This window comes from Metallumcola ferriviriculae (assembly GCF_035573695.1).
In the GTDB taxonomy this organism is placed as follows: domain Bacteria; phylum Bacillota; class JADQBR01; order JADQBR01; family JADQBR01; genus Metallumcola; species Metallumcola ferriviriculae.
Genome location: NZ_CP121694.1, coordinates 3,341,616 through 3,364,744 on the forward strand (window position 1 = coordinate 3,341,616; position 23,129 = coordinate 3,364,744).

At 41.5% G+C, this 23,129-nt stretch carries 16 protein-coding genes, 3 pseudogenes and 1 riboswitch; of the genes and pseudogenes, 3 read left to right on the forward strand and 16 right to left on the reverse strand.

Translation table 11 applies throughout. The features are described 5' to 3' along the window. Positions 1-273: 273 nt before the first annotated feature. Together MFMK1_RS16535 and MFMK1_RS16540 are read right to left on the reverse strand one after the other, a co-directional pair. Positions 274-591: a type II toxin-antitoxin system RelE/ParE family toxin gene (locus MFMK1_RS16535; RefSeq protein ID WP_366922785.1), complete on the reverse strand. Its 318-nt coding sequence runs from the start codon at positions 589-591 to the stop codon at positions 274-276. Next, the gene (locus tag MFMK1_RS16540; RefSeq protein ID WP_366922786.1) at positions 575-859 is read right to left on the reverse strand and encodes a type II toxin-antitoxin system Phd/YefM family antitoxin; all 285 of its coding nucleotides are present in this window, start codon (positions 857-859) and stop codon (positions 575-577) included. Before MFMK1_RS16540 ends, MFMK1_RS16535 begins: the two co-directional genes overlap by 17 nt. Positions 860-1,427: 568 nt before the next feature. Here MFMK1_RS16540 and MFMK1_RS16545 point away from each other — a divergent pair. Further along, entirely contained in the window at positions 1,428-2,861 is a 1,434-nt protein-coding gene (locus MFMK1_RS16545; protein WP_428846297.1) for a transposase, read from the forward strand. 233 nt (positions 2,862-3,094) lie between these two features. On the opposite strand, the gene MFMK1_RS16550 is transcribed toward MFMK1_RS16545, so the two are convergent. The 8 genes and pseudogenes from MFMK1_RS16550 to MFMK1_RS16585 form a co-directional block, all read right to left on the reverse strand. Further along, entirely contained in the window at positions 3,095-4,204 is a 1,110-nt protein-coding gene (locus MFMK1_RS16550; RefSeq protein WP_366922787.1) for a HigA family addiction module antitoxin, read from the reverse strand. Beyond that, a complete protein-coding gene (locus MFMK1_RS16555) occupies positions 4,173-4,520 on the reverse strand; it encodes a hypothetical protein (protein ID WP_366922788.1) in 348 nt (115 codons plus the stop codon). The genes MFMK1_RS16550 and MFMK1_RS16555 overlap by 32 nt, the downstream gene beginning before the upstream one ends. A gap of 168 nt (positions 4,521-4,688) precedes the next feature. Next, positions 4,689-5,204: pseudogene (locus MFMK1_RS16560) on the reverse strand (recombinase family protein); the annotation flags it as partial. Positions 5,205-5,581: 377 nt separating this feature from the next. Continuing rightward, positions 5,582-5,833 carry a hypothetical protein gene (locus MFMK1_RS16565; RefSeq protein WP_366922789.1) on the reverse strand — a complete coding sequence of 84 codons (252 nt, stop codon included), beginning with the start codon at positions 5,831-5,833 and terminating at the stop codon, positions 5,582-5,584. After that, positions 5,818-7,287 (reverse strand): RHS repeat domain-containing protein, encoded by a 1,470-nt coding sequence (locus MFMK1_RS16570; protein WP_366922790.1) that lies wholly within the window; start codon positions 7,285-7,287, stop codon positions 5,818-5,820. The genes MFMK1_RS16565 and MFMK1_RS16570 overlap by 16 nt, the downstream gene beginning before the upstream one ends. 818 nt (positions 7,288-8,105) lie before the next feature. Beyond that, complete coding sequence (locus tag MFMK1_RS16575; RefSeq protein ID WP_366922791.1) at positions 8,106-8,366, reverse strand: hypothetical protein; 261 nt, start codon at positions 8,364-8,366, stop codon at positions 8,106-8,108. Beyond that, positions 8,363-14,188 carry a DUF6531 domain-containing protein gene (locus MFMK1_RS16580; protein WP_366922792.1) on the reverse strand — a complete coding sequence of 1,942 codons (5,826 nt, stop codon included), beginning with the start codon at positions 14,186-14,188 and terminating at the stop codon, positions 8,363-8,365. Before MFMK1_RS16580 ends, MFMK1_RS16575 begins: the two co-directional genes overlap by 4 nt. A gap of 13 nt (positions 14,189-14,201) precedes the next feature. Continuing rightward, positions 14,202-16,139, reverse strand: coding sequence for an S-layer homology domain-containing protein (locus MFMK1_RS16585; RefSeq protein WP_366922793.1), 1,938 nt, complete (start codon positions 16,137-16,139; stop codon positions 14,202-14,204). A 90-nt stretch (positions 16,140-16,229) separates the two neighbouring features. Beyond that, positions 16,230-16,319, reverse strand: a riboswitch (cyclic di-GMP riboswitch). Between the two features lie 672 nt (positions 16,320-16,991). Here MFMK1_RS16585 and MFMK1_RS16590 point away from each other — a divergent pair. Continuing rightward, a pseudogene (locus MFMK1_RS16590) lies at positions 16,992-17,306 on the forward strand (recombinase family protein); the annotation flags it as partial. 87 nt (positions 17,307-17,393) lie between these two features. Here the strand turns inward: MFMK1_RS16590 and MFMK1_RS16595 are convergent. The 6 genes and pseudogenes from MFMK1_RS16595 to MFMK1_RS16620 all read right to left on the reverse strand — a co-directional run bounded on the left by MFMK1_RS16595 (position 17,394) and on the right by MFMK1_RS16620 (position 21,273). Next, on the reverse strand, positions 17,394-18,308 hold the full coding sequence (locus MFMK1_RS16595) for a bacteriophage abortive infection AbiH family protein (protein WP_366922794.1): 915 nt from the start codon (positions 18,306-18,308) through the stop codon (positions 17,394-17,396). Between the two features lie 82 nt (positions 18,309-18,390). Then, positions 18,391-18,824: pseudogene (arr, locus tag MFMK1_RS16600) on the reverse strand (NAD(+)--rifampin ADP-ribosyltransferase). A 243-nt stretch (positions 18,825-19,067) separates the two neighbouring features. Then, positions 19,068-19,250, reverse strand: coding sequence for a hypothetical protein (locus MFMK1_RS16605; protein ID WP_366922795.1), 183 nt, complete (start codon positions 19,248-19,250; stop codon positions 19,068-19,070). A gap of 55 nt (positions 19,251-19,305) precedes the next feature. Further along, complete coding sequence (locus tag MFMK1_RS16610; protein ID WP_366924968.1) at positions 19,306-19,833, reverse strand: putative immunity protein; 528 nt, start codon at positions 19,831-19,833, stop codon at positions 19,306-19,308. A 115-nt stretch (positions 19,834-19,948) separates the two neighbouring features. Continuing rightward, positions 19,949-20,620, reverse strand: a complete 672-nt coding sequence (locus MFMK1_RS16615) for an RCC1 domain-containing protein (protein ID WP_366922796.1) — start codon at positions 20,618-20,620, stop codon at positions 19,949-19,951. A gap of 317 nt (positions 20,621-20,937) precedes the next feature. Next, on the reverse strand, positions 20,938-21,273 hold the full coding sequence (locus MFMK1_RS16620; RefSeq protein ID WP_366922797.1) for an MBL fold metallo-hydrolase: 336 nt from the start codon (positions 21,271-21,273) through the stop codon (positions 20,938-20,940). Between the two features lie 463 nt (positions 21,274-21,736). Here MFMK1_RS16620 and MFMK1_RS16625 point away from each other — a divergent pair. Beyond that, positions 21,737-22,880 (forward strand): IS3 family transposase gene (locus MFMK1_RS16625; protein WP_366922798.1). Its coding sequence is split into 2 segments (ribosomal slippage): positions 21,737-22,011 and positions 22,010-22,880, totalling 1,146 coding nucleotides; the frame shifts between segments, so codons are not numbered across the junction. The last annotated feature ends 249 nt before the right edge of the window (positions 22,881-23,129 follow it).

The following is a 23,129-nucleotide window of genomic DNA, read 5'->3' on the forward strand; positions in this document are numbered from 1 at the left end:
ATTCACCTTGATTCTTCACGTTTCAAAAATCTCTTCCAACTTTTCTTCATCTGCAATATGTCGGCCAATCGTGTATTTTCTTGGCTTTCAAAGTCTTCAACTACCACGAGTCCCTTATAAGTTTTCAGCAGAAGTCCCGCAATCCGCTGGGCTAGGGGTTGGATAGCATGCTATCAACAACCACATGGGTGTTATGCAGAATATGTCAACAGGTAGGACCTTTCCTGTCCTCAAATCTCCTTCGATGTTTAAGAATCATTGAAGCTTAGGTGCTCATTTTAGCCAGGTATAGCCCTGGCGGCAATCCACCACGTAGTCGATATACACTGTATCCTCCTTAATTTTATAAATCAGCAAATACCTCTTATCCACGAGCAGTTTTTTGTACTTGTCTCTCGGCAATAACGGTCCGTTAAGCCAAGAGCCTCTCTCTGGAAACTCCCGCAGGGTTTTTGCCGCCTCAATGATATCTACTGTGAGCTTGTCTGCTGTCTGAGTGCTAACTTGCGCCAGAAACCGGGTATGCTGTACGAGCATTTCATTCGCTCTTTCCGAGACAATCACATGATACCGTTCATTCACCGCGCTCACCGGTAGCCTCATGGATGGCTTTCCTCATTTTCTCTTCCACTTCTTCAAGGGTGTAGCCCTTTCTACCCATCAATCTATCCTCCTCGGCTGCGATAAGTTGTTCTCGCAGCTTCAGCATACTTTCACGTCTTGAATAGGTGTCGATATCCATGACCACCAAATCGCCTTCACCGTTTTTGGTTAAAAAAACTGGCTCTTTCGTTATCTTACAGAGTGCCGATATTTCATTGTAATTTTTGCGTATTGCCGCAGATGGTTTTATGTTCATCATAAACGCCCCTTATAATAGTAATATGATATGCTTATCATATGCTTATTCTACTACTATTATATCCAAAAGTCCAGCTTCCTCCTCTGGAACTGGACCTTTAATCCAACTATGTATTTGTTTATGGTGGCTTGTCATCCCTTTATTTGCTTCGGTGTAGCGGTATGTTAAGCTAAGAAATGTCAGGGTGGTTTTAACATATTTGTGAATTAATGTCGTTGATCAAGGTAGTTTTCACATGCAACGGTAAACCTGACATATATGTGGTTTATCGGAGTTAACCCCGAGGACGATCTTCCGGACCCAATCCCGCTTCTTAGTTCAGAACCCAAAGGCTTTCTATTAATTTCATAAGCGACTGAATATACGGTGCCTCCCAGTTGCTTAGCATTTTTCGTGCTTTTGGCATACTCAACCTCCTCGTATCTGTTCATTTATATTAGGCGTTTGCAAAACGCCGCAACCCTTGCAAATTCTATCTTTTTTCTTGCTTAGTTATATAGAACTCCTCACTTGTCTTGTGTAAAATATAGTTAACAGGCAATATCTACATTCAACAAGAAAGGAGATCTATTCTGTGAAATTTAAACAATTATCCCTATCTGATATTTATGACGGTTGTCTTGATTTCGTTGATAAGGATAAACCTCGGTTTCTAGCGCTTCTTGAAGAGCATATTCAACTTTCAGAGTATATTTCGCTGAGTTTCTATCAGGCTTTTTACAAGCACTTTGGTCGCAAACGAAAATTTAAGCTTGAGTCTTTTCTTTATGCACTCATCATTCAGAGAATCTTTTCTATTCCTACAGATGCGCTTCTGATTATTTTTTTGAATTTTTCCAAGGAAATCCGTGAATTCTGTGGTTTTTCTAAAGTACCTGATGCATCAAAATTTACACGATTTAAGCAAGATTTTTCTAAACATCTTCAAACACTTTTTGATAACCTTGTTGATCAAACTGAACCTATTTGTGAGCAAATTAACTCAGAACTTGCTTCATATCTCGTCTTTGATACCTCTGGCGTTGAAGCTTACGTTACTGAGAATAATCCTAAGTTTATCAATCGCTTAATCAAGCAGCTTAAGTCTCAATACAAAGGCAACTCTTCTGTTGACCCATACAAAATGGCATACGGCATTATGCCTTCCTGCGCATCATCAAATCCAAATGTCAAACAGCTTTACATCAATGGCCATTTTTGCTATGTCTATAAATTTGGTATGCTCACAAATGGCCTTGGTATAGTCAGAAATATTTCCTTTTTTGATGAAGACTTTATAAATGCACACCCTGAAATCCCAATAGAGAAAAAGTCTGATTCCCCTGATGAAGATAAATCCTTATCCGATTCTAAAGCACTTAAACCTGTTCTGCGCGACTTTTTTAAAACACATACTCATTTTAAACCCAGCACGTTTATTGGCGATGCTGCTTTTGATACAAACGATTCCTATAACTTTTTATTGAAGGATTGTCACTTTTTAAAAACAGTCATTCCTCTGAACGAACGAGGTTCTAAGAACCTCCCTGAACCCGGGTTCAACGAATCTGGACAACCTCTGTGTCCGTTAGATTCTTCTTTACCCATGAAATATGAAGGTAAAGCGCCCTTAAGGAGTGGCGTTGTTAGAGATAAATGGGTTTGCCCAAAAATGAAGTGGAAAGGTTCTAAACGCATTACTTTATGTGAACATCCTTGCTCCGACTCTCCTTCTGGTAGAATGTTTTATACCTATCCTGAAAAAGACTTAAGACTTTATCCTGGCATTATTAGAGACACCCCTGAATGGATTGATATCTACAAAAATCGTTGCGTTATTGAGCAAACCATTCAACACTTTAAATCCAATTTTGGCGTCGCCAACAGAAAAACTACAAATGCTTTAACCATTAAGGCTGACTTACTCCTTGCAGGAATTACTCAACTGCTTACCGTTATTCTTGCAGACAAACTCCATAAACACGAACTCATCAGAAGCCTTAAACCTCTTTTGGCTTAGCAAATCCTTTATACTTGCTCTTTCAACCCGCAAAATACTTGCGGTTATTTGTGCCGAATTTTTTCTGTCCAACCTCTGCTTAAAATTTTCTGTCCTCTTTATTAAACTTTCTGATTAGCTGCCTACGTTAAATTTTGAATTTCGCAATTACCTAGTTCATTTATATTGGTGTGAAAAGTCAAGCACTTTATCTTTTTAGTTTTTGGGCAAATTATTTATTAAACCACTTTGGGTTACTGCATTACCCTCTCAGCTTCGTCCAACTCATACCTGATTTTCTCCCTTGAATAATCATGATATTTAAGGTGTTCGTCTTTCTGTAATCTTCCGATTAAAATAAAGCTGGGAATATTCTGCTCAGCACAAAACTGACTAATATGCATTAATGAGAAATCCCCGGATTCTACAAATGAGTTATATCGGTCTGAATTAATCAAAACATTTGCAGCAAACTCATCGGCTCTATTCTCTGCTTCATTTTTTGTAAACTCATAATCAATCAATTTATCTTCAATATCTTCGTTAAGAATATGCCCAATTTCGTGAAAAAGAGTAAACCAAAAGACATCTGCAAACTTGTACCTTACGGTCATGATCAAACTAAGGCTTCCATCATTGTTTCTTTTAATAACACCTTGAACAGGTGCCCCAGTGAAATGCTTGACAATAGTAAATTTAATTCCACATTCAGCAAAGTAATCTTTAAGTTTTAAACGTATAGTTTCAACATCTTCTTCAAAGGTAAGCTTTCGAATTAAAGGTAATTTTTTTTTCAGTTTATTAATATTAAGCTCTTGATTTAGTTGTTGATTATTTGTTATCAAATCGCAAATTCTAAGCCAAGTAAAAAGAATATAAGGATCTACATTATCCGTTACGGCTAAGCGATAAGCCCCGGCCTGTGATATTTCAGGTATTCGCGACAAGCTGCTGACGTTTAACCGCTTTCGCCACTCAATGACAAGCATCGAACCTTGGGCATCAGGGTTGAGTAGACGGATATCCTGAGCGTACTCGGTGATGCTTTTTAATTTTTGAAGAATCGCCAATTCTTCACTTGAAATCTGGTTAATCTCTTCAAAATCAGCAAGTTCCTTTTCGTAGTTTGCCTGGAGATTGATCCAAAAGCTTGCATCTACCCCCAACGCATACTCCAATTTCTTAGCAAAAGAAACAGAGATTGGTTTTTGACAATTCACGATACCACTAATGTGTGGCTCTTTCACATCTGTTCTCATTGCTAATTCACGTTGTTTCATATCCCTATCTTGCAGCATTTCTTTTAAAGTTTCTCCCGGATGAATAATAAACTCACGGGATAAGCCATTCATTTTTTCTGCCATGATAATCCATCACCCCCTTAATAATCACAGTATCGCATTCTTTCAAAGCTTCTGGTTCCAAGCTTACGGCATCAGGCTTCACAATAAGTCTCACGTTTCCAGTAATGGTTATTCCATAATAACCCTTTAGGTTTTTATACAATGGGTGCGGTTTTCCAAGCCCTGTCGTCAAATAGATGCTAAAATTTATCGCTGCCTTCAATTGATCGAGTCTCTTCTTTGTTGCTCTAGCTCTATCCTTTCCAATCTCTTTCTTCATCAAGTCAAAGTCATTGAAAATTTCACGAACTAAATCTTTTTCGTATTCAATAAGCACCTTTTGCGACCACCACCCACTTAACCTTTTAGTTAACTTAACTTATTGGTTAAGTTTATTATAGCCCAAATATCGTTTTTTTACAAGCTGATTTAAAAAAATGATGGATACTTTGCACTAATCTCGAACGGCGTTAAGGACCCTTTGGATACATTGGAGATTACAAGTCTTATAACCGAAGGCAACACCACCAGCATAACCGCCTTGCTCGGCTTTTTTGCGTCTGCCTCTTCCCAGCCCCAATGCAATTTCCAAGCGTTGATACTGGTCGAGCAATTCCAGAGCATGCCGTTGACAAGGAAATCATTCCGATCATGTGCAAATATGTCGTAATTGGGTTGCTCGATGGGCTTTACATCCACTTGATTTCGCTTCAATTCCCTTTGAATCAAGACTTTCGCCCATCTGATCGCCATAGTCGTGAAGTATTGAGGACAACAACGGACTGAATATCCGATTGTGATATGACAGCAAGCGTATTCTGCAAAACCTTCACGTTCAACGGTTAATCCTTTCCTCATCAACTTTGGCTCCACTAATTCCCCGATCTTCATAGATTTGGACAAGATTAATGCTGCTTTCTTGGCTGAATCCCTGTATTTCATCCACTTGGTGTTACAAGCTGTATCCGTCTCTTGCTTGTCCTTGTGTGGATACTCGGGCATAACCAACGACATTTTGCATGGTTCTCCCCCTCTCGGTTACAGCATTTGGAGTTGCTGTAACCACAGATTCTTTTCCAATGATCTGCTTCCGTCAGATTCTAAGAGATCTTGCTGATGGCTGACAAGAGGGGCTTCCAAATTACTTGCATTAAGTCTGTTTTTGAGAAACGCCAAAATACTTACATGAGGAGTCTGAATTTGAAATCCAATAAACGTACATGAGGTAGCGTTTTTGAATCTCGATACTTGCTTGAGGAGTAAATTCTTAGATCGTGTTTTAGCGCATGAGTTTCGATTTTAGGACGTTCTAACAGCATTTGAATAGGAGAATATAGGGGAAAGAAAAACCTTGATTGAGCGACGAGCACTCAAGCAACGTTTTCTGATGTTAATTTGCTATTTCACTTTATTCCATAATCCCTTAAAAGGGAAATCCGGATGTACCAATCTCCAAATCTGATGGCATTCCTTACATTGATACCATTGTTCTGGAAATCCAGCATATGGCTTTCGGACATTCACCTCAGTTAGGTCACCCGCTGATACCAAATCATCAATATATTTTTGAAATCGTTCAAACTCTGAGATAGAACGAAAGTCCTCAATTTCTTCCAATACATCACATACACATTTTACTTTACTAACCAAGATGGATCCACCTTCTCAATAAAAATTTGATTACCTCCACCAACCAAGCCCCGCTGTTCGGCTGCTGCACCCTCAAATATTGTTGTGCCTTTTGGAACTTTGATTGTCGAAACTTGTGTTGCTATATTTCCCCAATTTTGATCTAATGCACTATCAATCGTTGTCTGTAATGGTCCCTGCGGCTTTGTCTTTGTCCAGTAACTTCCAAGCTCCCCTGCTTTACCCCCATATGCTCGGTAAAGAGTTATTTCTTCTTGGGTTACTATCTTGGTATAGGTTGCGCTTCTAAAAGTTTTCGCAATATTTTCAGGCAATGGCCCAGGATTCATAGAGCCGTATTTGATATTACTCGAACCCTTAGAGCGAAATAACTGTTTCAGTTTCTGTAACAAGCTTTTACCAGCTTTTTTAATTACGTTCTTACTTAAATTTTCTACACCAAGGACAGGAATCATGTTGAGCATTTTGTTAAATTCTTCTTCAGTATACCTTGATTCTCCATTCTCATTTACAACTAGTTGTGGGTGTTGATTTAAACGCCATCTCAAATATTTTTCAAATAGGTTATGGTTATCCTTAACCACTAATTCTATTGGTGTTACTGTAGGTCCATTTTGGTTTGGAGTACTAATTCCTGCTGTTTCACCCTGCCATTGGGCTTTTGCCGCTGCTTTTCCTAGTCCACTGGTTGACCCTGAATTTGACTGCATGAATTGAGGCCAGTCTAATGGCCTTAACCCTAACGGATCTACATATTTCATCGGGTTGTTAAGTACATACGGATACTTATTTAACGTATTAGGATTAAACAGGCTGCCGTTCCACGGGTCTTCTGAAATAAACCGGCCTATTTCCGGCATGTAGTACCTGGCATTGGCGTAATACAGCCCGGCGTAATGGTCATAGTCATAGCCGGTGTAGCCTAAGGTATTATCCGGTCCGGGCCAGTTGGGATCAAATTTTACTGCTCCCAGGGGTCTGCCGAATTCGTCGTAATTGTAATGGGCGCTCTTTTTGCCGTTTGCTCCCACTACTTTCATGATGCTGCCCAGTTCATCCTGGAGGTAGTAGAGTGTCTCCCATTCGCCGGAATAGGTTGTTTCGTCGCCTTCGGGTACCCAGCCGTTGTCGTGGTCATCCAAGCTCTGGAAATGCATGCTTAGTACTTCTAGGCTGTAGGTAAAGCGCTGGGTTTGTACTTGATCGCCGTAGCTCAGCAGGATATTCTGAGTTGGGGACAGCATATCCAGAGCATAGGTTGTCTCCATCCTATCCCGATAACCGCCTGCGACTGTTCCGGCTGCCGATCCTACACACCGGGCATGGTAGTGAGTTTGATAATCAAAAGATTTCAGCATTTTCTCGATCTCAGTATCAATTTGAGCTAATTCCACTGCCTGATGCTCTAAATCTCGGACAAGGCTTTGAGTGATAAAATCTCTTGATTCCTGCATCCACTTCAAGCTCCCGGCACCGGCAACCTCAGATGATAGCGTTAGTCTTTTCAGACCCGCAAGGGCGCGACAGCCTATCTACCGCAAGACTTACAGTTTCAAACAGGTTATTTTCACTATTGCTGTGTGATGTTAACTCTGTTTGAAATGGATTACAAGTCATTTCTACATTTGTATTAGAACTGTCATATGCAGAAAAAGGAAAAGGAAGGGCTTGAGTTACCCCCTTAAACCCCCTCCTGGCGCAAATTTTACCACAGAAAGATTTCCTGTAAATCCATGGTTCACTATGAACCATGGGGTACATCCGATTTATATGTTCGTTACCGGTAATTCACAGAAGCTAATCGTTACATTTTCATAAATATACTCGTTATCCGACTTCAAATACTTAACCCCGTGAGCCACTGTGTGCCCCTGTGTTGCGTTTTAGTTACTTCCATAAGGTGTTTGCCCCTTCGGCAATAATGAAACCGGATTTGGCGGCTTCTGCGAAAAAACCTTTCCCTTCAAAATGCAGCCCCAAAATGTGCCTTCATCCCCTCAATCACAGGGTGAACCATGGGGTCGAAAATGATGCAGGTTAAAGGCGGGTGCACCTTTGGGCGCACCTGCCGGTTCACAGCGGTCGGCAATGCCGACCGCTAAGAGGTTTTTGCAACCGATCAAAGGTTCTTTTAGGTGGCTGTGAATTGGTCAAGGTACATCTTTCAGGTGGCTGTGAACACGGTAAAACGGCCAAATCCCAAACTTTTGAAGATGCCTGTAAATGTTCATAGATGCCAAGGATTTCATAGGGGTCATTGCTGACCTCTCAATTATTCAATATAGAAAATGTCAATTAATTCTTCCAACATTTTACCGTATTTTGTCAATTTATAATGTTCATCAAATCCGATTATTTGAAGCATCTCCGAGCATAAATCTCGCATCTCATCTGCTACACTATTGGAGATATCGACTTGCCATTTACCCTGAATAAGCCATCCTTTCATAATTTCATTTATCAATTCCATTCTATCTTGTAATACCTTCTTTGTTAAAAAATCTTTCTGTATCTGAGTGATTTTTATAATCATTTCAATCCCTCCAATTCTCTAAGAAGTTTTGCTGCTTTACTTGAAGATGTAGGGTTTACCGAAATGATTTTACCTGTATCAGGATTTATAACTACTTCTGCTGTTTTCCCTATAAACCTTTGGCTATTACGTCCTAAACTATCTGTAACGACATTATTAGTCTTTAGGGGATTTTTTAATGCATCTAAAATGCTATCTGGCTTTACACCTGCACGTTTAAATCCATCTCCTATTGCTCTATCTACGCCATGACCTGTGAAGCCTTCAATTTTTATTCCGTTCTTTGTTACTATTCCTCCGGAGTTGCCCGCGCCCTTAGAGCTAAATAACTGTTTCAGTTTCTGTAATAACCCTTTACCAGCTTTTTTAATTACGTTCTTACTTAAATTTTCTACACCAAGGACAGGAATCATGTTAAGCATTTTGTCAAATTCTTCTTCAGTATACCTTAATTCTCCATTCTCATTTACAACTAGTTGTGGGTGTTGATTTAAACGCCATCTTAAATATTTTTCAAATAGGTTATGGTTATCCTTAACCACTAATTCTATTGGTGTTACTGTAGGTCCATTTTGGTTTGGAGTACTAATTCCTGCTGTTTCACCCTGCCATTGGGCTTTTGCCGCTGCTTTTCCTAGTCCACTGGTTGACCCTGAATTTGACTGCATGAATTGAGGCCAGTCTAATGGCCTTAACCCTAACGGATCTACATATTTCATCGGGTTGTTAAGTACATACGGATACTTATTTAACGTATTAGGATTAAACAGGCTGCCGTTCCACGGGTCTTCTGAAATAAACCGGCCTATTTCCGGCATGTAGTACCTGGCATTGGCGTAGTACAGCCCTGCATAATGGTCATAGTCATAGCCGGTGTAGCCTAAGGTATTATCCGGTCCGGGCCAGTTGGGATCAAATTTTACTGCTCCCAGGGGTCTGCCGAATTCGTCGTAATTGTAATGGGCGCTCTTTTTGCCGTTTGCTCCCACTACTTTCATGATGCTGCCCAGTTCATCCTGGAGGTAGTAGAGTGTCTCCCATTCGCCGGAATAGGTTGTTTCGTCGCCTTCGGGTACCCAGCCGTTATCGTGGTCATTCAAGCTCTGGAAATGCATACTCAGTACTTCTAGGCCGTAGGTAAAGCGCTGGGTTTGTACTTGATCGCCGTAGCTCAGCAGGATATTCTGAGTTGGGGACAGCATATCCAGAGCATAGGTTGTCTCCATCCTATCCCGTTTGTGCTGCTGGTCAAAGCCAGGCTTGGCCTGCTGCTGAGCATCTGTTATTTCCTTATCCTTAGATAATCTGCCGCCTTTATTTTTATCTAATTCTATTAATGTCTTTACTCTTTGCCCTAAGCCGTTATAGGTGTAGCTGGTCTTTTCTTTATGCTTGTTTACTACTTGTGCCAGGCGGTTTGTGCTGTCAAAGATGTATTCATTAAATACGTTACCACCGCTTTGTATTTTGTTAAGATTGCCTCGCTTATCATAGCTTAAATCCTTGGTATCTCCGTCTTCATCTGTTATCTGGGTTAATTGGTTTAGCTGGTTGTAGCGGTAGAATACTGAGTCCTGTGTTTCTCCGCTGCTGCTTTCCAGCATTGCCGTACGGTTCCCTATGGAGTCGTATAGGTATTCTCTTCTGCTGCCGTTGGCATCGGTAACGGTACGCAGTTGATCCAGGGCATCGTAGGTAAAGCTTAAGCTTTCGTCTTCTTCCGGGTCTGCCGTTGCTTCCTCAAAGTGTTGTTTCGTTATCTTTTTCTTATTACCTGCTTTGTCATACTCGATTTGGTACATATCGGTAATTTTTCCCTCTGGGTCTAAATGACTGAGCTGTTTTACCTGGCTTAAGGGAACATAGTCTATTATTGTTTTGGTGCCGTTGGGTAATATTCTTTCAGTGATGTTTCCAACTGCATCGTAACCATATGTGGTTTTCTTGCCAAGCCCGTCGGTTACTCCTGTTAATTGGCCTAGTCTGTTATATTCGTAATCAACCTCACTGCCATCGGGATAAATGATCTTATCCCGTTGACCCAGTGGTGTATATAAATACCTGGTGGTATGGTTTAGAGCATCAATGACCTTATTTATTCTCCCCACGGGGTCATATTCAAAGGTGTAGCTGCCCAGCCAGTCGGTCATATTGTTCATCTGACCCAGGTTATTATAGCTGAAAGATACCTTTCGACCATCGGCATACTCTATTCCGGTGGGCCTATTGGCCAGGTCATAACTGTAGCTGGTGCTGTAGCCGTCACGATCTGTAATTACCTCCACGTTGCCATTGGCATCATAATCATAGTAGGTGATATTCCCCAAAGCGTCTTCTATCTCTCTTAACTGGTAGCGTTTGTCATAGCGGTATTCGGTTTTCTGAATCTTTTCTGAATCAAACCAACTATAGACTTCATTTAGAAAGCTATTATCCAGGTCACCAGCCAACGGATCCGAATCACCCGACGTATCATAGGCACTTTCATAAACACTTTCATAGACAGTTTCTATAATGTTCTGAGTATCCTCTCCTTGGCTGACCGTACCGACACCCAGGTCCAGGGTTAATCGCGCATAAACAGCTTCTTTTACCGTTTCAGGCTGTTCCTGAACTTTAGACACTTCCTTTAGATTGCCAACCTTGTCATACTGGTAGCTGGTGGTATATCCCAATGCATCGGTTACTTTCTTCAGCCGTCCTAAAGCGTCATAGCTGTACCAGGTGCTATTATCCTTTTCATTTATCACTCTCTCCAGCAACCCGGTGGCGGAATAATGAAACTGCCGCACGTTGTCCTTGGCATCTGTGATGGTTTTAACTCTGTTTAACGAATCATAATCATACTCGGTAGCATTGCCCAGTTCGTCAACTGCCTTTTTCACGTTGCCATTGGCATCATACTGCCAACTGATTTGATTGCCTGCCGGGTCAATGACACTTTCTAAATTACCCAAGAGGTTGTAATTATATTGGTATTCGGCTCCATTAGGCTGGATAACCTTCTCAACCTGATTAAGGTCATTATATTCGTATTTTGTAGCATTGCCCAAAGAATCCGCAACGGATTTCAGCCTGCCTATTTCATCATATTCATAAACGGTTTTGTTACCTGCTACATCTTGTACTTGTTTCAACTGACCCATTTCATTATAGCTATAGTGGGTTACCACTCCTTCAGGATCTACTTGCTTTATCATTTGGTTGGCTGCATCGTACTCATATACGGTGGTCCCGCCTCTGGGGTTGATCACCTGCTTAACGTTACCGTTAGCGTCATATTTAAATTCTGTTAGGTACCCTGCCGCATCCTCTATATTTTTTACCCTGCTTAGTCCGTCATAAGTGTAGTTTATAGTGTTGCCTTCAGCATCGGTAACAGCCGTAATATTGCCAAGCAGGTCATACTCAAAGGTCGTTGTGCCATTTAGCGGATCAACTTCCTCTTTCAAGCGGTCAGCAGTGTCATAATAGTAGCGCGTAACATCATTTTCTTGATCAATATATTTTATTGGTTTGCCGTTGGCGTTATATTCAATGGTAATGGTGTTACCTAACGGGTCCGTGCTGGTCACCAGCCGTCCGTTATCATCATAAGTAAATGAATATTCATTTCCTTTAGGGTCAATAAAAGCTTTTAGGCGGTTCGCCGCATCATAATTTAGCTGGGTGATGTGGCCCAGTGCATCCTCGATGGTATCAAGGTTACCGTTATCTTGATAGTTAAATTTGCTGATACCACCGTTTGGCTGCACCATATTTTCCACTAAGCCGGTGATATTATAGTTCAGGCTTACCTGCTTACCGTAAGGGTTAAGTATTTCTGTAAGGTTACCCTGGCCGTCATAATTAAAGTTGTAGGTCTGGTTGTTGGCAAGATAGACTGCCTTTAAGTTGTTATCAGCATCATATTCGTACGTGGTCACCTGGCCCAGGGCATTAACCACCTTTTTTAAGTTTCCATTTCCGTCATACTCAAAGCTGGTACTATTACCTTTCTTATCCATATACAGCTTAATCTCATCATTTTCCGTATATTGATAAGACTCTTCATAACCAAAAGGGTCAATTTTCTTTACTAACCGCAGCCGGCCATCATGCCGGTAGGTTGTTACGTAGCCTTTGGCATCTGTAACAGTAGTTGTCCCCCCTTGGTAATTAAAATAGGTAATGCCGCCGTTAGGAGCCACCTGTCTTATTACCTGTCCTTGGTCATTGTATATATTCTCAATAGTTCCTTTTTTGTTTGGGCTGATTACTTTCCTCATCCGATGATCGCGGTCATACTGATACTGAATAGTATTACCTTCCGGGTCCGTAAAGTCGGTAAGATTATAGTCACTATCATAATCATAGCTTACACTTCGCCCAGCCTGGTCTACAACCTGTCTTAACCGGCCCAGGCGGTCGTATTGGAACAGCATATGCCCGCTGTCATTGCGGACTTCGCGAAGCAGTAGATTGTCATAAAGCAAATCAGTCTTATTGCCGTTGGGATCCTGAATAGCTGCTAATCGTCCTCCCTGACTGAAATGGTACTTCCATTTATTGCGGTAAGATAAAGTAAAAGTTTCATCACCGTTTTTCCGCAGTTTCTTGTGGGACCCTGCAGGCGGCTTGTAGTTTGGACTGTCATCAAGGGTAAAAACTTCTCTATGCCCGTCTGCAAAAACTGCTTCTACGCTGCTGTCAGATAAAATGTTTAAATGAATGTCAAAACTGTTATGCCAATTAATACCCAAAATTCCATGATGATTACCCTGAGATAGATAAATGCGAGAAAACTTTATCGGGAAAGTGCCGGAAATAGCTAAGTCCTGATGTTGGTAAAAATAATTACCCGTAGCTAGGTTTACAGGGTCTGCAGATTGACCTGCCTGGGTATTGGCGCCCCCCAGCTGCGCCTGCAATGGTTCCTGCGGGTTTTCCGGCCGGATCAGATCCCCTTCCTGTTCCGGGTCTAGAATAATCAACTTCTGGCCTGGAAAAATGTTATTTGGATCAGGGATGTTATTCAATTCAGCAATTTGCGGGTAAAGACGGCTGTTATTATAAAAGTGTCCGGCGATGGCGCCTAAAGTATCATCCTTCTTAACTTGATACTCTAAGGCAACCAGTTCGCCAACATATTTTTCCTCTTCTTCAATTTCGATATATGTGTTGCCTTCTGCATCGGTTTTCTCTACTTCTTTCTCAATTGTTTTTGTCACGCGAAATCGGCGTGTTTCATTTTCGTAAAGCTCAACGGTAGTCATCCACATGCTGTCGTCAGTATCCGCACTCCTATTGTACTTTCCATCAATTTCTATCTCTACTGCCACTTCATCATCTTCAGGATAAAAAGACCCATACAGTATGTAACTGCCCTCTCCATCAGGAGCAATATTGATATCCTGCTCCGGAGAAGAAGTTACTATCAAACTGGCTTCCCTGGCAAACATGTTCCATTCTTCTTCCAAGGGACGGGCTGCCACCCGGTAAATCCCATTTGGCACCGCATCTCCATTGTCATCTTTCCCGTCCCATTCGAGGGTGTTCTCCACATACCCACCTGAAAAAAACTCATTTTCCGCTAAAACCCGGATAGGATCAGCCTCATTACCGTTAATTGGATAAATGACCACCCTCGTTTGGTGATCCTTCTCAAAGGTCCATTTAATGGTAACCTTTCCTTCATTAGGGTTGTACACTGCCGGGTCAAACCGCATGTACAGCTCCTGCCCGCCGGCGTTTCCGGCTGCAGCTACCAACCCCGATGGAACTAGGGAAAATAGAAAGGTAAAAATCAACAAAACTGATAAAGTTCTTTTAAAACGCTTCATATTACATAACCTCCTAAAAACGCCCGGTCATATCCAAATACCGGTAGAATAACGCAGCTGCCTCTGCCCTAGTTGTTGCTCCATGGGGATCAAGTAATTTGTTATAACCACTTATCAAATCTTGTTCGACTGCTCTGGCAAAATAGGGTTTAGCCCATTGGCTAATCTGATTATGGTCCTTATATTGGGCCAGCTTATCTGTAATTTCACTTTCGCTATCCGCAGCACGCATCAGCATGGTTACCATTTCCTCTCTACTAATTGAGGCCGCGGGGCTAAACTTGTTATTATAACCCTTAACCCAGCCTCTCTGGGCAGCAGTTTCTATAAACAAGTAAGCCCAATGTTTTTTAGAGACATCCTGGAAATTTCCTGCTTGATTGCCAACAACCTCTACACCCATAATTGTTACCAACAGTTTGGTAAATTCCGCTCTGGTAATTGGTTTATTCGGTGCAAAGCCACCATTGGGATAACCGTTTATTGCCTTGTGGGCAGCAACAACTTCAATAGCGTCTTGGCCCCAATGCCCGTTTAAATCATTGAATGTCTGTTGATAGCTCATTAGTGCAATTGGCGCAAGGCTGTTAATTTCTGCTTTGATGGTCTTTTCCTCCACGTTATGCGTCATAGGAATATAGACCCAAGCACCTTCTGTGTTTCGCTGGTAAAGGCCAATTTTTTGCATATCGGTGTGGATATTATTAAGAGAATAATTCAGCGTCACATTAATGGCGGTAGAAGGTTCTATAGCCCCTGCCACTACTTCAAACTGATATTGCGGCCCGATAGTGGTATACATTCCCCCAGTGGGATTGTTTGTTTCTTTAATCTGCATGGCAAAATTGCTGCTTAATCTGTTTTTCCCAATTGTAAGGCTGAGTTTGTTATCAGGTGACTCTAGCTTAATTACGCTGGGCGTTTGTTGATCCTGAGACTTGAGGGAGCCGCTAGTGTCTGAGTGGTCATCCGCCCCATCTTCCGGCGTTTCTTTACGCTCTAAGGCATCACTAACAGGCTCTTGGTCTAGATTGCTGCCGGTAATGTATGTAACCTGACCGTTTTCAAGAATTATTTGATTTGCTGAACCGGTTTTTAAACCAACGGGCTGCTGTACTGAAACAGTAGGATTCTGATTCAAGAAAAGTTTGCCGTCTTCTTCAAGCAAAAGTTTTTCTCCATCAAAGGCAATCGGTTGATGGTCTTCATCTCCGGCCGTCACCCGGCGATAAATATCGTCATCAGGATTGTAGCTGTAAATCTGATTAGTGTTATTATGTTCTTCCGTCCAAACAACTGTACCGCCACCGACCAGCGGCGACATTTCATCCTTGTCTGAATATGTTAATCTGATTTCCTCCTGTTCTATTAAGTCATAGGCATAAATATCTGCGTCTCCGTTGCGAAAATCAGTCCAGGCAATAATTTGCCCGTCAAATTTTACTCCAAAAGCGGTTGTCCCCTGATAAATTGTTTTTTGACTATTGGTTTCCAAGTCATATAAGACAATGTCCGTCCTGCCATCCTTATGATTAGTCCATACGATGTTATTTTCAGCAATGATAGGATGCTGGTGGTTACCCTCCGTTTGGGAAACCTGTTTGGTTTCACCGGTTTGGAAATTATACAGGTAAATAGCATAAACTCCGCTAGGATCATCTGCATGATTCCTGTTGTCCTGCCAGACAACATAATCAGACCAAACATCCGGGTAAGCCTGGTGTGCAGGATGGTCCGTCAAATTACCCGTTGTACCCGTATCCAGGTTAAGGTAATAAACATCCCAGTTATCATCTAGGAATGACATCCAAGTAACATAATCCCCGTCTTTTTTCACCTCTCCTCCCGGTGCGGGTTTTAGTGCTGTCTGTCCAAAGGCTAATACGGTCACTGATAAAACTAAAACACCGGTTAAAAAAAGCACTTTCCTCCAAAACCTAACCACCATCATCCTCATCCCCAATCTTCATTATTTTCATTGCTGCCAAAGTAAATAAAAAAACTTGCCCATGGAAGGAGCAAGCTACACAATTAAATCTCCTTCGGTAGCCCGGCGATCATAGCTGCATGGTTCAGCTTTAGACCCGTGGCTTTGCGTCCACCGTTTTCACGGAGTTTGCCATTTCGGTAGATTGAAATATCTCACTTTTTTGACTTTAGTTTTATAATTTGAGATAATTTGACAATTTCCTTCTTTTTACATGGGTTTTTTTGTAAATATCTTAAGAAAACCTTCCTTTCTTCTGTTACTTAGTTTTAGTCCCGCTATCCGTAAACCTTGGGGCAGCATGTCCGGTGATAAAACAGCATAAAAATAACAGCCAGCTTCCCTTGCTGGGAAACCCGCTGTGCGTTTATTATCGAACTGATATTTTACCTTTTTGCGCTATTCCCTTTAGGGCTATCCCCTAGTGTTATAATTGCACTTTCTAAACAATCATAATTATCGATAAGTATTGCCTGGTCAAATTTATTTTTATACCAGTTCAACGCAGACAGCCAATTTTCGGTTTGCATATAAAATAGAATTGCTAACGGGTTACATGTCACGTCATAATTTTGCCGTAGCGCTTTGTAGCAATCGAGTTCGCGTATCACTTTGTAGTATGTTGATGCAAATGTTCTATAAGCATATAAGAAAAAAGTGTATTTATTAAGGGTTATAGCGCGTTAGTCAATTGGATAAAACATTTTGTCGTGAGTCTGACAAAAGCAATAGAATTTAGTTGCCTTTACCTCAATGCCCATTCGTTCCATTTTAAATTTATTTGTTGCTCCATGAACAACAGGCATCAGTTTAACCGACATTCATAACCGGCTGGAGGAACTGCAAACACAGCTTTTAAAGCTGGCCAGCTCCAAGGCAGACTACGATGATGTCGCCGATGAGATTTACCACCTGCGCGAATAGAAGCAGAAGGCTCAGGTGGAAAATGCAGGCCGCGATGAGATTCGAAAACGGATAGCTGATATGAGCGCGTTTCTGAAGGAACAGCCCACCGCTATTACTGAATATGACGAGCAACTGGTCAGGCGGCTGATTGAAAAGGTCACTGTCTACGAGGACAGGTTCACCGTGGAATTTAAGTCCGGCGTAACGGTGGATTTGGAAGGATAGCGATAAAAATAAGTAAGGCACTCTACGAGCTTATTAAGCGTAGGGTGCCTTTTTTATTGCTCTACCAACCATTATGAATGCTTGTAATTATAAATCATAAAATTTGTCTGACGGTTGTAATTCAATTCTCTTACTATCTATTCCACAAGAAACCAAACTGTCAAACATTATCTGTCGCTCTTTATCTCTATGATAATAAACCTTCCATATAGCCTGTTGATGCGTGAATAAATCAATATTCTTGAAGTATGGAATGTCCACCCCGGCAAGCGAATGGCCTATAACCATTATTTCATTTACATCTTTTTTAATCAAATCAAATAATTTATACATATATCTATTTATGTCCTTATATGTTTGCGAATAGTAATCTTCCACAACTTTACATATACTGACTCTTTTTTCATCGAATTCTCTTTCGGCATCCTGAAGTTTTTCTTTGATTTTTTCAATCCTAGCTTTGTTTCCATGTCCTAAAATAGGTGCACCATCTCGTTGTCGCAAGGAACCATGAATATGAATAATTTTTCCTTCGCTTATCTTGTAAACTGTTTCTAAAACTGCGGTATAATTAAATGTTATGTATATTGCATCCTCAATTTCGTTTATTAACGTAGTACGTCTTTCTACATCACGTATTCGTATTGTTCTTGCCCACTGTTTTAGGCATTTTGCCAAAAATTGTATGTATTTGTATTTATCGGCTAAATACTCATACAATGTATCTTCTATACCAACATCTCCACTTTCCAAGCCCATATCTATACTGACAGCTTGCTCAATAATCACATCTTCATCGATGTTTGCAAGGTTGGTCTCTAATTCATTCCATAACAATTCCTTCTTAGTATTTTCTTCCATTGATGGATAAATACAATAATGTTCCTCGAAAGTATATAAAAAATCAGAATACAGGTTTTTTAAATATGTTCTGAAATCCCAATATGTAGTTGCTAATCCATGTCCTTTATCAAAGCCATTTCCGATTATGAATAATTTCACTTTTTCCTCCTTTACATATCAGATATCAACATTAATGTCATTGCAAAATTTTAGCGCTTTGGAATTTGCAAACTGTATGCATTCAGTCGTTAATTGCCTCGATGCCAAGCCGTTTAAGCTCTTCAAGGTGATCCCGCATTTTCTGAAGATCGTCTGGGGAGTGCCCCCCCAGTCCAAGACTTCGCCAACTACTCGCATTGAGTGTTGAGTTCGGTAGGACCTCGTTGGGTTCCCCGGAAACTTCTTGTCCGTCAGATTGGGGTCATCCTCGATGATGCCGGTGGGCTCCACACGATAGATCCGACCAGGTTCGTCGCCCACCGCAAGTTCAGCTCCCCATATAGCCGCATCTAGTGTCGCGGTGAGATAGACATAATTGGCCTTCTTTCGCTCGCTATAATTAGAGCCATGGCCGGGTTCCAACAAGTCCCCTTGCTTCAACTCGGCTTTAGTGCCGTGGTAGAAAGGCCCGGGGTCCAATAATCTAGATGGTGTCTGTTCGTTCTTAATATTCAATTCTAATCCCTTCCCTTCATGAGGAACTTGCTGTTCCAACATTCCTTCCATGGGGTTTGATAATAATATTTTAGCGGAAGGGAACAAAAATAAACAGTCTAAATCTTCCATTAAATGTATGCTATAATTAAAGTAGGGAGAGAGTTCTGCTTAGTCGTTAATTGGGCTTCTCTTTTATTTGATAACCTTTTCATGTACTTTTTTGACCGTAAAGCATAATTTAGCAAATGCGTTGGAATTTATCTATTCTTCCAATGCCTTTTTTATCAATGACGATGCTATATGGAGCGCTTTTATCCTGCGTATGAGCAGCGTGTGCTGAGAAGTACCTTGTTTTAGTTTTGGCAATACTTTCTCACACTTGCTAATCGTTGAAGCTATAGCTCGAAGCGCTTCTTCCAATTCCTCCTTTGTGTAACTGTCCATTAACCTCACCCCTGATCATTCAAAGTTATATGTCCCGCCCTCCGATGGGTCATAATCAGCATTTCCAGTCAATTTTCGCCGGATTTGGCTCATCCTCCACGGCAACAGCGCGAAGTGCGGCTTCCATACGTCCGCACTCTTCGGCGGCACATTGCTCGATTTGTTCCCATGGTGCGTCAGTCCCGAGCCGGTCATAAGCGACCGCCAGTGCTCCATAAAAGGCAAGCCCGATGCAATGCCGTGCCGAATGGATGGTCGATGTGCATTGACCAATTGCCCTCGCCGCCGCCTGCGCAACAGGATTTCCGTTTGCTTCGCGGGCGGCCGCATGACACTCGAGGATTTTCGATTTTGCCTGCGGCAATTTAATTATACCTGACAGCCACTCGCGGGCGGCATTTAAAGCATTTTGCGGGCGCACATCATTCAGATAGTACTTGCGCCACAGAGGTAATATTACCTGCTCGGAATAATCAACTGCCCAAATCGCAAGGGTTGCCTTGCTCTGCGTTTCAATTAATTTCATAAGCGATTGAATATACGGTGTATTCCAGTCACTTAACATCTTTCTTGCTTTTGGCATAATCACTCTCCTGTTTTTCATCATTAATTCCACGCCACTTTTGACTATCATTTGTTCACAGTATAATAATAATTAGACTCAATCCCATGAAATTATATGTATTTTATATTGAAAACTAATTGTCGGGTAGTTGGATGCCACACCAACCGCCTACATCGCATTGACCAGATTCATTATCACCTACAGCTACCACCGTGCCGTCCAATTTAAGGCCGATAGTATGAGCGCACCCCGCCGCTACTGCTACAATATCGTACCAGTCACTTACATTGCATTGACCATACTCATTCCAGCCAACAGCCATCACAGTACCATCCGATTTAAGGCCGATTGTATGACTACTACCCACCGCTATCGCCACAATATCACGCCAGCGACTCACGTCGCATTGCCCTGCCTTATTTTCGCTTACATTGCATTGGTTTTCATTATTTCGCCCAACAGCAACCACCGTGCCATCAGATTTAGCGCCAATGGTACGACGCCAACCCGCCGCAACCGCAACAATATCGTGCCAGTCGTTTACATCGCATTGGCCATGCTTATTCCAACCCATAGCCACTACAGTACCGTCAGATTTAAGTCCGATTGTATGAGCATTACCCGTGTTCGTCGCCATATGAACCTTCCCAGCCGCGACTGCCACAATATCGCACCACCCGCTTACATCACATTGGCCATAATTATTATCACCCACAACCGTCACCGTTCCGTCAGTTTTAAGACCAACGGTATGACGACGGCCTGCCGCTAATGTACCATAATGTACTCTTGTATATTTGCCCATAGTATTTCACCCCAAATCCTGATTTGTTGCTGGACACGGACGTTAGTCAATCTTCCGGTTATGCTCTCATTAATTATACATCCAACCTATACGCGTCCCCGTGAGCGGGGTATATTACTTTCGCACCTTTCTGCTTTAAATCATACCAGCTTTGCTTGCTTTTACAGTCGTCTTCCATTACTAAATCCGGGGAATATAAGTCGCCGATAAAAGCAACACCATCTTGAAATACCACTGAAATACTATCATCAGAATGGCCGGTCGTTTTTATCACCTGTGCGGGAACGTGATGTTCTTTAAAAAATAGCTCTGATTCATCAATGCTCAGGACAAGATTTGAATTCATGTCTAAGTTGATAGGATCGGTACTTCCTGATCATTTTTTCCATAACCTGAATATAAGGTATTTGATGCTTAAACAAAATTAAACGAGTTCCGGATTTTTTAATATTTTCTACCAGGCCTGCATGATCAGGGTGAAAGTGTGTTACGATTAGATATTTTATTTTCTGCGGGTTAATATTAAGAGTTTTTAATTTTCCCACATATTCATGGATGCAGCCTGGCCAACCTGCATCTATTGCAAGGTAAAAATCATCTATTTTTACCAAAAAACATTTTGTATGTTTAATAGGAATATTATAAGTCCGCATAGGCTGTACCCTCTATTTATAATAATCAATTCCAAATGATCGCAGAAATTCCTGTGCCTAATACTTATTTCTAGATAGTCATAAATTAAGATCGGTTTATTGCTTAAAAAGTAGCCTTTATTATGCCAACATCCAATCTGACCACACGCAAGCGACTGACATCTAATCTGCTCTGTCACCAAGCACTGGCATCTAACCTGACCACTTAACTTCAAATCCACTTTCTTGGACATATTCCCACAGAGCAACAAAATCACGATTTTAAAGCTCAGGCTTTCAATCTTGAAATCCCACAAATGGCTTATTTGCTGGGCTTTTCGCACACTCACTTCTCCACCCTTGACATCAACACCACACACTCAACGTATAATGTACCCATGAATTCAGACAAAATTTTCGACAAACTAAGTGAACCTGATATAATAAACGGCAGGAAAACTGTCAGAAAGAAGGTTCATACAAAATGGGAAGACGAAAATTTACAGCCGAATTCAAAACTAAAATCGTACTGGAGCTACTCAAAGAAGAAAAACAGATAGGCGAACTTGCAGCCGAACATGAGTTAAGCCCCAATCAACTGCGCAACTGGAAAAAAGAGTTTTTAGAGAATGCACCACAGGTGTTCTCACAAAGCAAACAAGAAAAAGAGCTTCGTGCCCAAGAAAAAGCACTGGACGAAGAAAGAACCGAATTAATGGCAAAAGTCGGTCAACTCACTATTGAGAATGACTGGCTCAAAAAAAAATCTAAAGAAGTTCTTGGGGTCGACTGGGAGACTAAGTCTGGTTTCAAAAAATAACAAACTGCCGGTTAATCGGCAATGCCAGTTACTTGAGATCAATAGAACCAGTTTTTATTACACACCTAAAGAACCTGACAGAGAGCGCGAAAATATGATTAAAAACAGGCTTGATTACTGGCATACCAAGATGCCATATCTAGGGGTTAGGAAGCTTCGCAAAAAGCTACAGAATGAAGACCACATTAAGGTTGGCCGTAAGTTAATTAAACGCTATATGGACGAAATGGGAATATATGCGGTCTATCCTAAACCCAACCTGTCAAAGCGTAATAAGCAGCACAAAATCTATCCTTACCTGTTAAGAAACCTAGATATTAATCGGGCAAACCAGGTTTGGGCCATTGACATTACCTACATTAAGATGGGCAGAAGTCATATGTATCTAACAGCCGTCATCGACTGGTATAGTCGTTACATAGTAGGCTGGGAACTATCAGATACTTTGGACACCGCACCGGTGTTAGCAGCAGTTAAAGAAGCTATCAACAGATACGGCACGCCGGAAATTATCAACAGCGATCAGGGGTCTCAGTTCACAAGCGCTGATTACACAGAATATTTAAAGAGCGTGAACATCAGACAAAGCATGGACGGCAAGGCCCGTTGGATTGATAATGTTATCATAGAGCGATGGTTTAGAAGTCTAAAAACCGAACAAATCTACACACATGAATATCTAACACCTAGAGACCTAAGGATCGGTATTAGAGAATATATCCAGGAATATAATACAGAACGGCCGCATCAAACCCATGACTACCTAACCCCTCAAGAAGTCTATCAGGGGATAAGCAAAGCAGCCTAATAATAGCAAGACATATATCAAAGTCAAGTAGTCTGATGGATAGTGCCGCCATGTGGACAACCCTCCGCTACGCTCCAGGTTGACGCACAAGGCTTGGACAACAAAAACCGTGTTGTCCACACTCTCCACAGCCTCGGCGACTGGTCTAAAGTTTACGATGACGATAAAATCATTTAAATGGGAATATCTGGTTCACTTAGAAAATTAAAATTTCTGTCTTGACAAGGGGGACACTTTAACGTGCCTTGG

Coding starts and splice junctions, on each gene's coding strand:
- MFMK1_RS16615 (WP_366922796.1), bottom strand. CDS start 20,620: ATGGGCAAATATACAAGAGTACATTATGGTACATTAGCGGCAGGCCGT.
- MFMK1_RS16610 (WP_366924968.1), bottom strand. CDS start 19,833: ATGCCAAAAGCAAGAAAGATGTTAAGTGACTGGAATACACCGTATATT.
- MFMK1_RS16570 (WP_366922790.1), bottom strand. CDS start 7,287: ATGCAGGAATCAAGAGATTTTATCACTCAAAGCCTTGTCCGAGATTTA.
- MFMK1_RS16585 (WP_366922793.1), bottom strand. CDS start 16,139: ATGATGGTGGTTAGGTTTTGGAGGAAAGTGCTTTTTTTAACCGGTGTT.
- MFMK1_RS16540 (WP_366922786.1), bottom strand. CDS start 859: ATGAACATAAAACCATCTGCGGCAATACGCAAAAATTACAATGAAATA.
- MFMK1_RS16605 (WP_366922795.1), bottom strand. CDS start 19,250: ATGGACAGTTACACAAAGGAGGAATTGGAAGAAGCGCTTCGAGCTATA.
- MFMK1_RS16550 (WP_366922787.1), bottom strand. CDS start 4,204: ATGGCAGAAAAAATGAATGGCTTATCCCGTGAGTTTATTATTCATCCG.
- MFMK1_RS16575 (WP_366922791.1), bottom strand. CDS start 8,366: ATGATTATAAAAATCACTCAGATACAGAAAGATTTTTTAACAAAGAAG.
- MFMK1_RS16620 (WP_366922797.1), bottom strand. CDS start 21,273: ATGCGGACTTATAATATTCCTATTAAACATACAAAATGTTTTTTGGTA.
- MFMK1_RS16580 (WP_366922792.1), bottom strand. CDS start 14,188: ATGAAGCGTTTTAAAAGAACTTTATCAGTTTTGTTGATTTTTACCTTT.